Here is a 13,055-nt window from a genome sequence, read left to right as displayed (position 1 = left end):
TTCCGCCAATGGACGGCCGGTCATGAAGCGGGTCGGCAGCCCCAATCTAGGCCGCCACCAAGCCAAACTGATCCCACCTGATCCTGACCTGAACAGGGGCGGCCGGACGCACCCCGGCCGCCGATCCCCAGGCTCGCACCGCCAGCGAATTTTACGGCTCTTTCTTTAGTTTTGGCCGAGATATGATCCCATCAAGGTCTCGTCGTTTACGAAGGCGGGCCATCCCCCCTCTGGGATGACGTGAGCCACGCGGCCGGTCGCCATCACGTAAGCGCGGCTCGTTGCGCTTGAGGCGATGGCGATATTCTGCTCCACGAGGATGACGCTCATGCCGTCTCCGCGCAGGCGGGCGAGCACGTCGAGGATGTCCTTCACCACTTTGGGCGCAAGGCCGGTGGAAGGTTCGTCCATCACCACAAGTTCCGGCTGAAGCAGCAGGGCGCGGCCAATGGCGACCTGCTGTTGCTGGCCTCCGCTGAGCAGGTCGCATCGCACATTCAATTTCTCGCCCACGGCAGGGAAGAGATCGACGATGCGTTCCAGATTGAAGATTTGCCGACGGCGCCTGCCGCTGCGCGTGGCAAGCGCAAGGTTTTCGCGCACCGTCAGTTCGCCGAAGAGATTGCGGTTTTCCAGAACCACTGCGATCCCATGGGCGCCCCGGCGGTGGGGCGGAATCTGGGTGATATCGGTATCACCCAGCCGGATCTCCCCGGCGTGCGCCGGCAGGAGGCCTGCGAGGGCACGCACGAGCGTCGTCTTGCCGGCGCCGTTCGCGCCGACAATCCCGACCACATCGCCCTTTGCGACGGTGAGATCGATGCCCTTCAGGATGTTCAGGTGGCCGTATCCGGCGCAGAGACCCGTTACGCTCAGCATGTCACACTCCGAGATAGGCTTCGCGCACGGCGGCATCGTTTTTGAGTTCAGCCATGGTGCCGGAGGCGATGATCCGCCCGAAATTGAGGACGTGGACCCGTTGCGTCACGCCCATCAACTCCATGTCGTGGGAGACCAGCAGGATGGCGATACCCTCCTCCGCCAGAAGCCTCAGCTTGGCGATGAGCACATCGATCTCGGTCGTGGTGAGACCGGAGGACGGCTCGTCGAGCATCAGCAGCGAGGGTTTTCCCTGATAGGCGCGGGCCAGTTCGAGCAGACGGCGCTGGCCCGCGGTGAGAAGGGCGGAGGGCCTTTCGAATATGCCGCCGAGATCGAAACGCCGTGCGCTCGCGAACGCCTCTTCGCGTATCTCGCCCATCTCCCGGCGGGCGGAGGGAAGGCCGGCGAGGCCGGCGAAAAAGCCTGAGCGGCCAGACTTGTAGGCGCCGACCATAATGTTCTCGGCCACCGTCAGGCGCTCGAACACCTTCGGCGTCTGGAAGGTCCGCACCAGCCCATGCAGGCTGCGGCGGCGGACGCTTTCCGCGCGGATGTTGCATCCGTGGAACAGCACGTCCCCGGAGGCGGGCGTCAGGAAGCCGGAGATGATATTGAACAGTGTCGTCTTGCCCGATCCGTTCGGCCCCATCAGCCCGGTTATGCCGGTTCCCGGCATGCCGAAGCTCACGTCATGGAGCACCTGGAAGCCGCCGAAGCGATGGCCGATGGATTTCAACTCCAGCGCCCATTCCTCCGTGGTCGCGGAAGCGCGCTGCAAATTCCCGCTCATGGCGCGGCCCTTTCCCGCGCACCGGCCGTGCGGCGGCGGACGAAATTCAGCGTGCCGCGGCCGATGCCCCAAAGGCCATCGGGAAAGAACACGACGGATGCGATGAGGGTGAGCCCGAACAGGACGCGATGAATGTCGCCGAACGTGCTCAGCATCTCGGGGACGAGGCCGATGAACAGCGCGCCGATGATGGCGCCGGCGGGCACCGAGGCCCCGCCGATGACGGGCACCAAAAGGAACATGATGGATCGGTCGACGCCGAAACTATCCACATTCACAAACCCCACATAATGGGCGAATAGGCTCCCCGAGAGAGCACCGAGGGCGCTCGACATCATGAACATCCAGAGCTTCAGCCGGGCGTTGTCGATGGCCATCACCATGGCGGCGTCTGGGGCATCGCGCATGGCGCGCATGGCAAGGCCGATGCGGCTCCCCATCAGATTGTGCATGGCGAGAATGGTGACGAACGCGATCGGCCAGACCAGGAAGTAGAAGCGCGCCGGCGTATCGAACACGAAGCCGGCGAGGGAAAGTTTCGGCACACCCGGCACGCCGAGGGTTCCGCCCGTTATGAAGTCCGCCTCGAAATAGAGGTTGGTGCAGATGATGCCGAGCGCCAGCGTCGCCAACGCCAGGAAATAGCCGGACAGCCGCAGGATCGGACGGCCGATGATGGCGGCGACGGTAAGGGATATGGCGACGCCGATGCCGATACCGGCGAGCGCGGGCCAGCCGAGCCGGGCCGAACAGTATGCGCTGGCGTAGCCGCCGATGCCGTAAAAGGCGGCTTGGCCGAGATTGACGATCCCGCCCTGCCCGAGGACAAATCCGACCCCCGCACCCGCGATAGCGTAGAGTCCGCAGAAGACGAGCAGATCGACGGCGTGCCGCTCCAGGACGAACGGCAGGGCGAGGAATAGGGCGATGCCGAGAGCAATGAGTGCTGCCTTACCGGCAAAGGGGCGCCGCTGGATCGGCACCCCGGCCGCAGCCGTGTGGCCGGAAGGGGTCGCCGGTCGGGATACGCGCTGGGACATGCTCAGCCTCCCTTGCGTCCGCCGCGGCCGAGAATGCCGTCGGGGACGAAGATCATGATGACAATGAGGAGCGTGAGGGCGACCGCGTCCTTCAGCCCCGACGATACGAAGACGATGGAGAGCGCCTCCAGGATGCCGATGACGAGGCCCCCCACCAACGCGCCCAGCGGATTGGCGAGACCGCCGAGAATGGCGGCGGCAAAGCCCTTGAGCGTGAGAAGCGGCCCCATCTGGTAGCCGACCCCGATGAGCGGCGCGACGAGAAGCCCCGCCAGTGCCGCGAGAAGTCCGCCCAGCGCGAAGGTGGCGGTGCGCATGGCGCGGACATTGATGCCGGTGGTGCCGGCGCCATCGGCGTCGATCGAGGCGGCAATCATGCACAGTCCGAGATGGGTGTGCCGGTAGAACAGGCGCAGCGCGACGATGAGCGCGGCGGAAATGCCGATCACCCACAAGGCATGCTCGCGGATGATCGCCCCGAACACCTCGTAGACCTCGTCCCCGAGCGCGGGAAGCAGATGCTCCTCGCGCCCGAACAGGTAGAGGACCCCCGCCGAGAAGGTGAAGCCGAGGCCGACCGTCAGCAGCAGGAAGGATTCTTCCCGTGCCCGCCGGTCGAACAGGGCGCGGATGGGGCCGAGTTCGACGAGGATGCCGACCGCCATCCCCGTGAGCGCGCCCGCCACCACGGCAAGGGACAGCGGGAGCCCCCAGGCCGTGGCGCCGAACACCGCCGTGGCGGCGCCCACCACGGCGAGTTCGCCCTGCATGGCGTTGATGACTTGGCTGCCTTTGAAGATCACGGCGATGCCGACGCCCACGAGAGCATAGACAAAGCCGTTGGTGATGCCCGCGAGCAGAGCCTGCGTGAACAGCATCAAGGCCATGGTGGCGCCTCCGGCTTGTGATCGCGCTTCAGGAGCCGGCCTTGAAGGGCAGGCGCACGAACTTGCCCTTGTCGAGCTTCGAGAAGACGTAGCTCTGCAAAGTCAGTCCCGTGAGGTCGTCCTGGGAGAAGTCGAAGCGTGCCATGGCCCCATCGAACGGACCACGGATGGCGTCGCACAACGCGCCTGCGGGTGCGTTCGGCCCCACCTTGGCGAGCCCGGCGGCGACCGCGTTGAAGGCATCGAAGGCGCTGGCCTCCATGGTCTTCGGCAGCACGCCGTATTCTTTCTGGAAGGCATTCACGAAGGCGACCTGCGCGGGGAGCGGGTCTTCCGCGACCAGGAATTCGGCGAAGACGATATTGTCTCCCGCATCGCCCATGGCCTTCACATATTCATAGGTCGCCGTGCCGAGCGCGGAGAGAAGCGGCACGGTGATGCGAATCTGCCGGGCGTTGCGGAACGGGGTGGCGGAATTGCCGATCACCGCAATGGCGTCCGGGCTGGCGGCTTTCACCTTGGCCGCCTGGGTGGTGGCGTCGGTGGCGCCCACTTCCCATTTCTCCACCGCGACGATCTCAACCGGATAGTCCGGATTTACCTCCCTGAGCTTGGTCATAACGATGTTGCCGTAGGCGGAATCGTGCAGCACGCCGAGCTTCTTGACGTTCAGCGCCTTGGAGGCGACCTCAAGCAGGGCGCGGGCGTTCAAATCCTGCGAAGGCAGCATGTGGAACACGCATTTGCGCGTCTTCTCCAGGGGCACGCCGAGGCCGGTGAAGGCCATCACCGGCACTTTCACCGGGTCCGCGACGCCGCCCACGGCAAGCGTCGAGGCGGTCAATGTCGGGCCGATGATGGCGGCGACCTTCTGGGTGAAAATGAGATTGTTGGCCTTGGTGACGGCGGCATCCGGGCTGGACCCGTCGTCCTCGATGGTGAGCTGGATCGGCCGGCCTGCGATGCCGCCCCGCTCGTTCAACAGCTTCATCGCGAGCAGCAGCCCATTGCGCTGGGGAATGCCGGCGCCGGCGCCCGGCCCCGTGGTGGACAGGATCGCGCCGATGCGTATCGGCTCGGGGGTCTGAGCTATCACCGGGCCGATTGCCAAGGTGCCGGAAACCAGGGTAGCGAGCGCGAGAAGCGCCCGGCGGGACATGCGGTTCATTCTTGTTCCTCCCTTTGTTTTTGTGTGGTTGATCTGCGTTCTTCCTAGAAACCGACGCGGTTGCCTCCCTTCAGCGCGAGCATGGCGCGCACGTCAGTGGGTGTTGCCATGTCGCTGCGCCGTCTTCGGCGGCCGCGGGGACACCGTCGGCGTGTGAATGCCGCCCCTGATTGCGCAAGTGATGACCTTCTTCGACCGGATCACGCCTCAGCTCCTCCGTCGGATTGGCGTGCATCCTCGGCGGCGGCCTTGAGGTGCCGGATCATTCCGCTTCGGACCTCGGCGGCCGCCTCTGGCGACCAGTTCCGGAAGCCGGCGCCGGATTTCATTCCAAGCCGTCCCTGCGCGACCAAGTCCCGCAGGAAGGGCGAGGGCGCCGCGTCGCGGTTGAGGGCCGGCAGAATGGTCTCGTGGATCGCCAGGGTGAGGTCGGTCCCCACCAGGTCCGCATTCTCCAGCGGGCCAAGCACGGCGAGACGGCGGCCGAAGCTCGCCTTCACCACCGTGTCGACGGTCTCGGCATCGCAGACCCCTTCCGCGACCAGCGCGATGGCCTCGCGCCAAAGGGCGTGCTGAAGGCGGTTGCCGACGAAGCCCGGGACATCCCGGCGTACATGCACCGGTGTCTTGCCGACGGCGACGAGGATATCCAGCGTCCGGTCGATGATCTCCGGCGCCGTCCGTTCCGTCCCGATCACCTCCACCAGGGGGACCAGGAATGGCGGATTCCACCAATGGGTGCCCAGCGCCCTCTCCGGGCGCGCAAGGCCGGACATGATGGCGCCGATGGGAATGACGGAGGTGTTGCTGGCGAGGATCGCATCGTGCGGTGCCGCCCCCTCGATCTGCGCGAACAGGGCCTGCTTGACGGCGAGGTTCTCGGCCGCCGCCTCGATGACGAGATCGGCGGCGGCGACCGTTTCGGCAATCGTCGTGCAGCCGATGACGCGGTCGGCAGCGCCCATGTCCTGGCCCAGCGCCGAGAGATTGGCGCGTATCCGATCGCCGAGCGAGGCGAGGGCCTCAACCGACGCATCGAAAACCCTCGCCTCAGCGCCGGCGCAGGCGAAGACCTGCGCGATGCCGTGCCCCATGAGGCCGGCGCCGATGACGGCCACGTTCATTATTCTGGTCATGCCCTTCTCCTCCTGTGGCGGGCACAGGGCACGGCCCGTCCGCACGCGTGGCGCGGAGGGGCCGGTTGGGGATTGGAGTCAGAGCGCGTTGCCCGCCTCGATGCGATAGGTCTGCTTGGGGTCTTCCATGGCGACGAGCCGGATGATGCAGCCATCCCCCCGGTCCCAGTTCCAGGGGAAGAATGCGAAGGTCACCCGCTTGCCCGTCACCGCGTCGAGATCGCCACCCACGTTCTCGATGCCGAGGATGCCATTGGTGAACAGCTTGCGGTGGACCGGCTCCCATTCGGGATGGTCGTCCTTCCAGTCGCGGCCGCCGGACCAGACTTTGTATTCGTCGGCGAGGTGCGGATGCAGCGGCCCGTTGCGATGGGGGCCGATAGCGGTTGCGAGGGGGTGATCGTTGGCCTGGGTATCGTGACCGACCACCTTCACCTTCTTCTCGACGAACCAGTCGCCGGCGGAGGCGACGAAGCCCGGCGCGTAGCAGAAGTAATCGGCACTGTCCTCGTAGAGCTTGTGCCAGCCCGTATTGATGATGACCACGTCGCCGGGCCGCACATGGGCGCCTGCGGCGGCTTCCAGGTCGTCATAGGTGATGGGCTCCCATTTCTTCTTCGGCATCGAGATGACGATGCCGGTGCCGAAGAAATGCGGCAGTGGCACCTCGTCGATGAAGGGCGTGCCCTCGACCACATGGGCGGGTGCATCGATATGCGTCGTATTGTGCATCGAGGTGGTGATGCGCTGAGAAAGGACGCCAGACTTCGCCATGTAATGGACGCGCTCGATCTGCACATCCTGGAAATACGGCCAATTCGGAGACTGGAACCCGAAGCGGTGCGAAAGATTAAAAAACTTGAGGCCCATTTCGTTGTCGAGATTCGACTGGAACTCAATGCCACGGATAGTGACAGTCATTCAACGCCTCCCAGCGCCATGTCCGATAATGGACAGATCTTGTTGACGGCAGGGGTAAGGCGGACACACGGGGGTGGTCAAACTGAATGATACAGGTGTACTGTATGATGGTACACGAGATAAGGTTGAACATGGCAGGCGGCGAAGTAAGCGCAGCGCAAGGCGGTGGCATCCAGGTGATCGCGCGGGCGGCGACGATCCTGAGAGCGCTGAAGAATGTCCGCTCGGGGCTTAGCCTCGCGCAGATTGCCGGCCGGGTTGATCTGCCGCGTTCCACCGTGCAGCGCATCGTCAACGCGTTGGTGGATGAGCATCTCGTGATTTCAGCCGGGCCGGAGGGTGGCTATCGGCTGGGCCCTGAGATCCACGCGCTGTCCCGCTCCGGCAAGATCGACATCGTGGAACTGGTGCATCCTCACATCATCGCGCTGTCGCAGAGCACGGGCGAAACCGTGGACTTCTCCGTGATGCGCGGAAACGAGGTGCTGTTCCTCGATCAGGTCACCGGCACCCACCGTCTGCGCGCGGTCTCGGCTGTGGGCGACATTTTCCCGCTCACCAACACCGCCAATGGCAAATGCTGCCTTTCGCTCCTGGAGCCGGAGCGGGCCCGCGAACTGATCCGCAAGGAGCTGCGGGGCACCAAGCGCACGGACGCCATCCTTGCCGAGATCGCCGAGGTGAGGCGCACCGGCATCGGCTATAATCACGAGGAGCACACGGTGGGCATCAGCGCCGTGGGTGTCGGCTTCCGCGACGCTTCAGGCGGGATTTACGCAATCTCGGTTCCCGTGCCCACGTCCCGGTTTCTAACCGCCAAGGACGAAGCCATCCGCCAGCTTCTTGTGCACAAGAAGCTGATCATAGATAAAATTGGGTCATCCCTCAGGAATACAGAGATTTAATCAAATGCGGGCGGTGTGCGGTCCGGCGTGCAGCTCCTAGAACGCAGGGAACGAGGCCGCCGCGCCCTAGAACTTCAGCTCTGGCGGCGGCGGTTCAACCATTCCAGGATTAAGATTGTCGAACTGCTTCTGCACCGCGCCCTGGTCGAGTTGTATGCCGCCGCTCTTATAGTGCGTGACCATGCCCGGAAAGATGATGACCAGCGCGACCATAATCAGCTGGATGAACACGAACGGCAACGCGCCCCAATAGATCTGACCGGTGGTGACAGGCTCTGTCTTCTTGCCTGTGATGCGATCCAGATAGGGAACTTTTGGCGCGACGGATCTGAGGAAGAAGAGCGCGAACCCGAACGGTGGATGCATGAAAGAGGTCTGCATGTTCACCGCGAGGATGACTCCGAACCAGATCAGATCGATGCCGAGCTTGTCGGCCGCAGGCCCCAGCAAGGGAATGATGATGAAGGCCAGCTCGAAATAATCGAGGAAGAAGGCGAGAACGAACACCAGCACGTTCACCGCGATGAGGAACCCCGTCTGACCGCCCGGCAGCGAGACGAGAAGCTCCTCCACCCAACGGTGCCCGTCCACGCCGTAGAAGGTGAGCGAGAACACGCGCGCGCCGATCAGGATGAAAAGCACGAAGGCTGAGAGCTTTGCCGTGGAATAGGTCGCCTGCCGCAGCAGGTCGAACTTCAGCCGGCCACGGCCAATGGCGAGCAGCAGCGCGCCCACCGAGCCCATGGCTCCGCCCTCGGTTGGCGTCGCGACGCCGATGAAGATCGTGCCGAGAACCAGGAAGATCAGCGCCAGGGGCGGCACCATGACGAAGATCACCTGTTCCGCGAGGCGCGAAAGCAGGCCAAGTCGCAACACCCTATTGATCACCGCCACCACGAAGGCGAGCGCGACGGTGGCGGACATGGTCAGCACAACATAGTCCGCGCCGAACTTCACCGAGGTTCGCTGCATCGCGACGATCGCCAGCGCGATGGCGAGGGCGAGAACGATGAACAGGGATGGGGTGAGAAGCCGCGCGGCGCCTGACATAACGGAGTAGAGCAGGACGAACGAAACGATGCCCCAGAGCGCCATATTCGCGGCGCCCGGCACAAGACCCGAGGTCAGGCCAGGCAATCCACCCGTGGAGATCAGAAAGGCGAAGCCCGCGGCCGCGATGGCACCGAGGATGCGGCCGGGAAGAACCTTCTGGTCCTTGTCCCGTAGCGTCTGCGCCTCCAGGGGAAGGCCTGGCGCGGCGCTTGGGAACACGGTGGAGACAATGAAGATGTAGAGCGCATAGAGGCACGCCAACAGCAGGCCGGGGATGAACGCGCCCGCATACATGTCGCCGACCGAGCGGTTGAGTTGGTCGGCCATGACGATCAGCACCAGCGAGGGTGGGATGATCTGGGCCAGCGTGCCCGACGCCGCGATGACACCGGACGCGACGCGCCGGTCATAGCCGTATCGCAGCATGATGGGCAACGAGATGAGGCCCATGGAGATCACCGAGGCAGCGACGACGCCGGTCGTGGCAGCGAGCAGCGCGCCCACGAAGATCACCGCGTAGGCAAGTCCGCCGCGTATGGAGCCGAAAACCTGGCCGATCGTGTCGAGCAGGTCTTCCGCCATGCCGGAGCGTTCCAGCACAAGCCCCATGAAGGTGAAGAACGGCACCGCAAGCAGCACCTCGTTGTTCATCGTGCCGTAGACACGCTCCGGCAGCGCCCTCAGGAACTCCGGGCCGAACAGCCCAAGCTCGATGCCGATGAGGCCGAAGATCAGGCCGTTGGCCGCCAGCGCGAAGGCCACAGGGTAGCCCAGCAGCAGGAACCCAATCAGCGCCAGGAACATGATCGGAGCCATGTTATGGACCAGCCAGGACGGGGAGCTTCCATCGGCTGCGAGCGCAAGATCCGCCGAGATGAAGCTGAGGAAAAGGGCGCAGGCGACGGCGCGCAGGAAGAAGGTGAAAGTCATGGTCTTATCCTCAGCGCGACGGGCCGACATCGACGGGGTCGCCCACCTTTGGCGCATCCGTGAGCAAACGCTCTACCTCCGCTTCCAGCACGGCGTGGCTGCTGGCGCCGTCATGAGGGTCCTCAATCCTCCCCATCATGATCGCGATCCGCTTGATGATCTCGGAAATCGCTTGCACGAACAGGAGAAGGAAGCCGACCGGCACAAGGAGTTTGGCCGGCCATTGGGGCAGGCCGCCGGCGTTCAGGGACTGCTCGTTGATGCTGTAGGAGGCGATGAAGAAGGGCCAGGATGTGACCAGCATGACCAGGGTGAAGGGCAGCAGGAAAAACAGGCCGCCGAACAGATCGATGGAGTTCCGCGCGCGGCGTGACAGCCGGGCGTTCAAGATATCGATGCGGATGTGCTCGTTGTCGATCAGCGTCCAGGGCGCGCAGCACAGGAACACCGCCGCGAACAGCACCCATTGAAGTTCGAGCCAGGAGTTGGATGAGGAGTCGAAGACCTTTCGGATGACCGCATTGATGGCCGAGACCAGCACGGCGACGACAATCAACCAGGCAACCGACTTCCCGATGCGCACGTTAATGGCATCGATGGCTCGACTGAGCGCGAGCAACATATTCATGTGGCGACCCCTCGAACGGGCAATTCCCAATCGGCACCATTCTTTTGGGCACCGTTGAGCCGGCACCATAAGGAAGCGCGATCAGCATGCAAGTAGCTGTTCGTATGGTAGCCACCGGACCAAACGACAGGCGTGGGCGGGGGATGGGGCGCGGTTTGGCGGCGGGGATGGACAGAAGATAGATGGAGAGGTGCGCATCGCAGCTCGGCCCGGTGCAAAGCCGAGAGGACTCGCTTATGCTCCCGAAAGCAGGATGACGCCGGCGATCAGCACGCCGCACCCCGCAAGTCGCCACGGCCCCACCTTTTCCCGCAGGATCAGCATTCCCAAAAGCGCACCAACCATCATCGACATCTCGCGCATGGGAGCGACCAGGCTAAGCGGTGCTCCCGAGGTCAGTGCCGCCAGCACGAGAATATAAGAGAGTGGCGAGAGCAGGCCGACGCCCATCGCGAGCCACCAATAGCCGCGCATGGCCTCCATGGCCCGGCGCGGTTTTGCGATGACAAGCGGCGCCAGCAGGAAGAACCGCAGCAGATTTGAAAACCAGTCGAGCACGACCGGCGCAATTCCCAGCGTTTTCACCGCGTAGGCATCGACCACCGTATAGGACGCGATCAGCCCACCAGTCGCGGTACCCCAGCGCACGCCCGATTGTCCGTCCTGCTGCCGAAATGCCGATAAATCGCCCTGCGTGGCGATAAGGCCAATTCCGGCGATCACGAAAAGCAGGCCGAACACGCCTTGTCCGGACGGCGTTTCCCCAAGGATCAGGAAAGCGCCCAAAGTCGAGAGCATCGGGGCGGTGCCCCGCGCGACCGGATAGACCACGGACAAATCCGCCACCTGATATCCGCGTTGTAGGCAAAGACTGTAAGCCAGATGGATCAGGCCGCTAATCAGGACGAAGCCGACGCCGACCCAGTTCCAGGCTATGCCGCTGCCTGCCAGGAGCAGATAAAGCACCAACGGTGCGTAGGCCGCGCAGGCGATGAGATTGTAGGCGAAGACGAAAATCGGGCCGACCGATGCAGCCCGTTTGGCGAGTAGATTCCAGCTTGCATGGATGAAGGATGCAAGGACCACGAGCAGCAGCGAGGCAAATGCCATCGAGACCTCCTTAGCGCCATTGACGCTGGTTGATCTCGACGTCTCCGCCTCTGGGTTTTTATCCCTCGGGTGCAGCCGTGGAACACCCACGGTTTCTGCGACGCTCGGTCCAGCGACGGCGCTGCCGCCCGGAACCCTAAGTTGCCACTCGGTCGATGCGCCGATGTTAGCGAGCAGCCTGACCCCATTCAAGCGTGTTTGCTGAGGCATCCGCTCCGCCGAAAGACGATGATCGCCATGGGCTCCTTTCGGTCCTTCCGCGTTCAGGATTTTGCTGCCGGGAATCAAAGACAGCACATCGCCTGTCGATGTGCTGTTCACTTGATGAACGCGCGGAAGCACACGTCGCCCTAATCGGGAGTATTGCGTTATTCCCTCTCCCGCTTGTGGGGAGGGGTAGGGAGGGGGAATTGGTGAGACATGGCCGGGTGCAGAGCCTCTTCTTAGGGCTGCTACCCCCTCCCCAGCCCTCCCCCGCAAGCGAGACTTCTGCGAAAGGAGCTGGCGGGGATCCGTGATGTTGCTTGAGTGACCGCGCGATGCCCCCTCTCCCCGGGGGGGAGAGGGTTGGGGTGAGGGGGGACAACTCTTTCCAGTCCGGAAATGTCGGAGCCCCCTCACCCGGCTGCTTCGCAGCCGACCTCTCCCCCTCGGGGCGAGGTTGAAAACAGCCCAGCCTCGGCACTTAACGAACCGTGGGAGTTTGCGAGATCCCTTTCGCAGGGCTATCGCAAGCGGGAGAGGGAGCCACCGCGCATGACGCAACACTCCCTAATCCGGGGAGAGCCGCGAGAACCTGAAATTGCAGTGGCTCGCGCCGCCGGCCAGGGTTTGTGTGCGTTCCAGGTGGATGCCGCGCGTGGCATAGGCGTCGAAATCGAGCCCGCAAATGTTGGGGAGGATGTCCTTATCGCCATGGCGGGCCGCGAATTTGCAGAAGCCGCAGGCTTTGTAGTCGATGCCGAACGCGAAGGTGTCGGCCGGACCCGGCGCGATGAAATCGTAGACGAAGTCTTCCGGAAATTCTTCTCGATGACTTTCTAAAGCCTGCGCGCGCAGCAAAGCCTGGTTCTCAGGCGACATGAATTGGCGCCCCGAGGCAAGGCGTTCGGCTTCAGGCGTGGTGAGCAATTGCGCGGTGTAGGTTTCCCGCTCGATGTCGCCGATCACCGGCAGCGTCACGCCGTGCCGCCGGAGCACCCGGCTGATGGCCATGAAGCCCATGAGGCGCATGAAGAAATCGCTCATGCGGCTGGCCGCACCGCCAACATAGGGCATCTGGGTGAGGACGATGTCGAACTCGTCCATCACCTCCTGCCGGATCGCAGCAATATCGGTGAGATGTGCGCGCGCGCCGAACATCGCTTCGGCAAGGTCGAGGCGATGGCGCATGGCCGCCTCCATCGCTTCGCGATGGGCGGCGTAAAAGGGATGGATGGTCTCAGCCATTGGGCATCTCTCTCACAATTGGCGGCGAACGGTTTCGGCATTGATGTTGCGCTGGGGCATGATGATCTTCCAGACATCGTTGCGTGAGTTCTCCCGCACGTCCGTGCCCCGCTCAACCGATTGTTTCTGACGCCCTGGAAGAGTTTTTCTATTCTG

The 13,055-nt window shown here is 63.7% G+C and carries 12 protein-coding genes; 1 reads left to right on the top strand and 11 read right to left on the bottom strand.

Annotated elements, in window-relative coordinates; translation table 11 throughout:
* Window positions 1-165: 165 nt before the first annotated feature.
* The 7 genes from ADADO0_RS03430 to ADADO0_RS03400 all read right to left on the bottom strand — a co-directional run bounded on the left by ADADO0_RS03430 (window position 166) and on the right by ADADO0_RS03400 (window position 6,824).
* A complete protein-coding gene (locus ADADO0_RS03430) occupies window positions 166-879 on the bottom strand; it encodes an ABC transporter ATP-binding protein (protein WP_511303689.1) in 714 nt (237 codons plus the stop codon).
* Window position 880: 1 nt separating this feature from the next.
* A complete protein-coding gene (locus ADADO0_RS03425) occupies window positions 881-1,672 on the bottom strand; it encodes an ABC transporter ATP-binding protein (RefSeq protein ID WP_511303688.1) in 792 nt (263 codons plus the stop codon).
* Complete coding sequence (locus ADADO0_RS03420; RefSeq protein ID WP_511303687.1) at window positions 1,669-2,712, bottom strand: branched-chain amino acid ABC transporter permease; 1,044 nt, start codon at window positions 2,710-2,712, stop codon at window positions 1,669-1,671. The genes ADADO0_RS03425 and ADADO0_RS03420 overlap by 4 nt, the downstream gene beginning before the upstream one ends.
* A gap of 2 nt (window positions 2,713-2,714) precedes the next feature.
* Entirely contained in the window at window positions 2,715-3,599 is an 885-nt protein-coding gene (locus ADADO0_RS03415; protein WP_511303686.1) for a branched-chain amino acid ABC transporter permease, read from the bottom strand.
* Window positions 3,600-3,627: 28 nt separating this feature from the next.
* The gene (locus ADADO0_RS03410; protein WP_511303685.1) at window positions 3,628-4,767 is read right to left on the bottom strand and encodes an ABC transporter substrate-binding protein; all 1,140 of its coding nucleotides are present in this window, start codon (window positions 4,765-4,767) and stop codon (window positions 3,628-3,630) included.
* A 200-nt stretch (window positions 4,768-4,967) separates the two neighbouring features.
* Complete coding sequence (locus tag ADADO0_RS03405) at window positions 4,968-5,903, bottom strand: 3-hydroxyacyl-CoA dehydrogenase family protein (RefSeq protein WP_511303684.1); 936 nt, start codon at window positions 5,901-5,903, stop codon at window positions 4,968-4,970.
* 78 nt (window positions 5,904-5,981) lie between these two features.
* Window positions 5,982-6,824, bottom strand: a complete 843-nt coding sequence (locus ADADO0_RS03400) for a cyclase family protein (protein WP_511303683.1) — start codon at window positions 6,822-6,824, stop codon at window positions 5,982-5,984.
* A gap of 131 nt (window positions 6,825-6,955) precedes the next feature.
* Between ADADO0_RS03400 and ADADO0_RS03395 the strand changes: the two genes are divergently transcribed.
* Entirely contained in the window at window positions 6,956-7,729 is a 774-nt protein-coding gene (locus ADADO0_RS03395) for an IclR family transcriptional regulator (RefSeq protein ID WP_511303719.1), read from the top strand.
* Between the two features lie 66 nt (window positions 7,730-7,795).
* Here ADADO0_RS03395 and ADADO0_RS03390 read toward each other — a convergent pair whose 3' ends face one another.
* The 4 genes from ADADO0_RS03390 to ADADO0_RS03375 all read right to left on the bottom strand — a co-directional run bounded on the left by ADADO0_RS03390 (window position 7,796) and on the right by ADADO0_RS03375 (window position 12,899).
* The gene (locus ADADO0_RS03390; protein WP_511303718.1) at window positions 7,796-9,598 is read right to left on the bottom strand and encodes a TRAP transporter large permease; all 1,803 of its coding nucleotides are present in this window, start codon (window positions 9,596-9,598) and stop codon (window positions 7,796-7,798) included.
* 124 nt (window positions 9,599-9,722) lie between these two features.
* Window positions 9,723-10,340 carry a TRAP transporter small permease subunit gene (locus ADADO0_RS03385; protein ID WP_511303682.1) on the bottom strand — a complete coding sequence of 206 codons (618 nt, stop codon included), beginning with the start codon at window positions 10,338-10,340 and terminating at the stop codon, window positions 9,723-9,725.
* A 234-nt stretch (window positions 10,341-10,574) separates the two neighbouring features.
* Window positions 10,575-11,771, bottom strand: a complete 1,197-nt coding sequence (locus ADADO0_RS03380) for a DMT family transporter (protein WP_511303681.1) — start codon at window positions 11,769-11,771, stop codon at window positions 10,575-10,577.
* 450 nt (window positions 11,772-12,221) lie between these two features.
* On the bottom strand, window positions 12,222-12,899 hold the full coding sequence (locus ADADO0_RS03375) for an L-2-amino-thiazoline-4-carboxylic acid hydrolase (protein WP_511303680.1): 678 nt from the start codon (window positions 12,897-12,899) through the stop codon (window positions 12,222-12,224).
* Between the last annotated feature and the right edge of the window lie 156 nt (window positions 12,900-13,055).

This window comes from Aquabacter sp. (assembly GCF_965279295.1).
Taxonomy (GTDB): Bacteria; Pseudomonadota; Alphaproteobacteria; order Rhizobiales; family Xanthobacteraceae; genus Aquabacter.
This window is presented reverse-complemented; position numbering and strand designations above follow the sequence as displayed.

Coding starts and splice junctions, on each gene's coding strand:
- ADADO0_RS03425 (WP_511303688.1), bottom strand. CDS start 1,672: ATGAGCGGGAATTTGCAGCGCGCTTCCGCGACCACGGAGGAATGGGCG.
- ADADO0_RS03385 (WP_511303682.1), bottom strand. CDS start 10,340: ATGAATATGTTGCTCGCGCTCAGTCGAGCCATCGATGCCATTAACGTG.
- ADADO0_RS03415 (WP_511303686.1), bottom strand. CDS start 3,599: ATGGCCTTGATGCTGTTCACGCAGGCTCTGCTCGCGGGCATCACCAAC.
- ADADO0_RS03390 (WP_511303718.1), bottom strand. CDS start 9,598: ATGGCTCCGATCATGTTCCTGGCGCTGATTGGGTTCCTGCTGCTGGGC.
- ADADO0_RS03395 (WP_511303719.1), top strand. CDS start 6,956: ATGGCAGGCGGCGAAGTAAGCGCAGCGCAAGGCGGTGGCATCCAGGTG.
- ADADO0_RS03420 (WP_511303687.1), bottom strand. CDS start 2,712: ATGTCCCAGCGCGTATCCCGACCGGCGACCCCTTCCGGCCACACGGCT.
- ADADO0_RS03400 (WP_511303683.1), bottom strand. CDS start 6,824: ATGACTGTCACTATCCGTGGCATTGAGTTCCAGTCGAATCTCGACAAC.
- ADADO0_RS03375 (WP_511303680.1), bottom strand. CDS start 12,899: ATGGCTGAGACCATCCATCCCTTTTACGCCGCCCATCGCGAAGCGATG.
- ADADO0_RS03430 (WP_511303689.1), bottom strand. CDS start 879: ATGCTGAGCGTAACGGGTCTCTGCGCCGGATACGGCCACCTGAACATC.
- ADADO0_RS03405 (WP_511303684.1), bottom strand. CDS start 5,903: ATGACCAGAATAATGAACGTGGCCGTCATCGGCGCCGGCCTCATGGGG.
- ADADO0_RS03410 (WP_511303685.1), bottom strand. CDS start 4,767: ATGAACCGCATGTCCCGCCGGGCGCTTCTCGCGCTCGCTACCCTGGTT.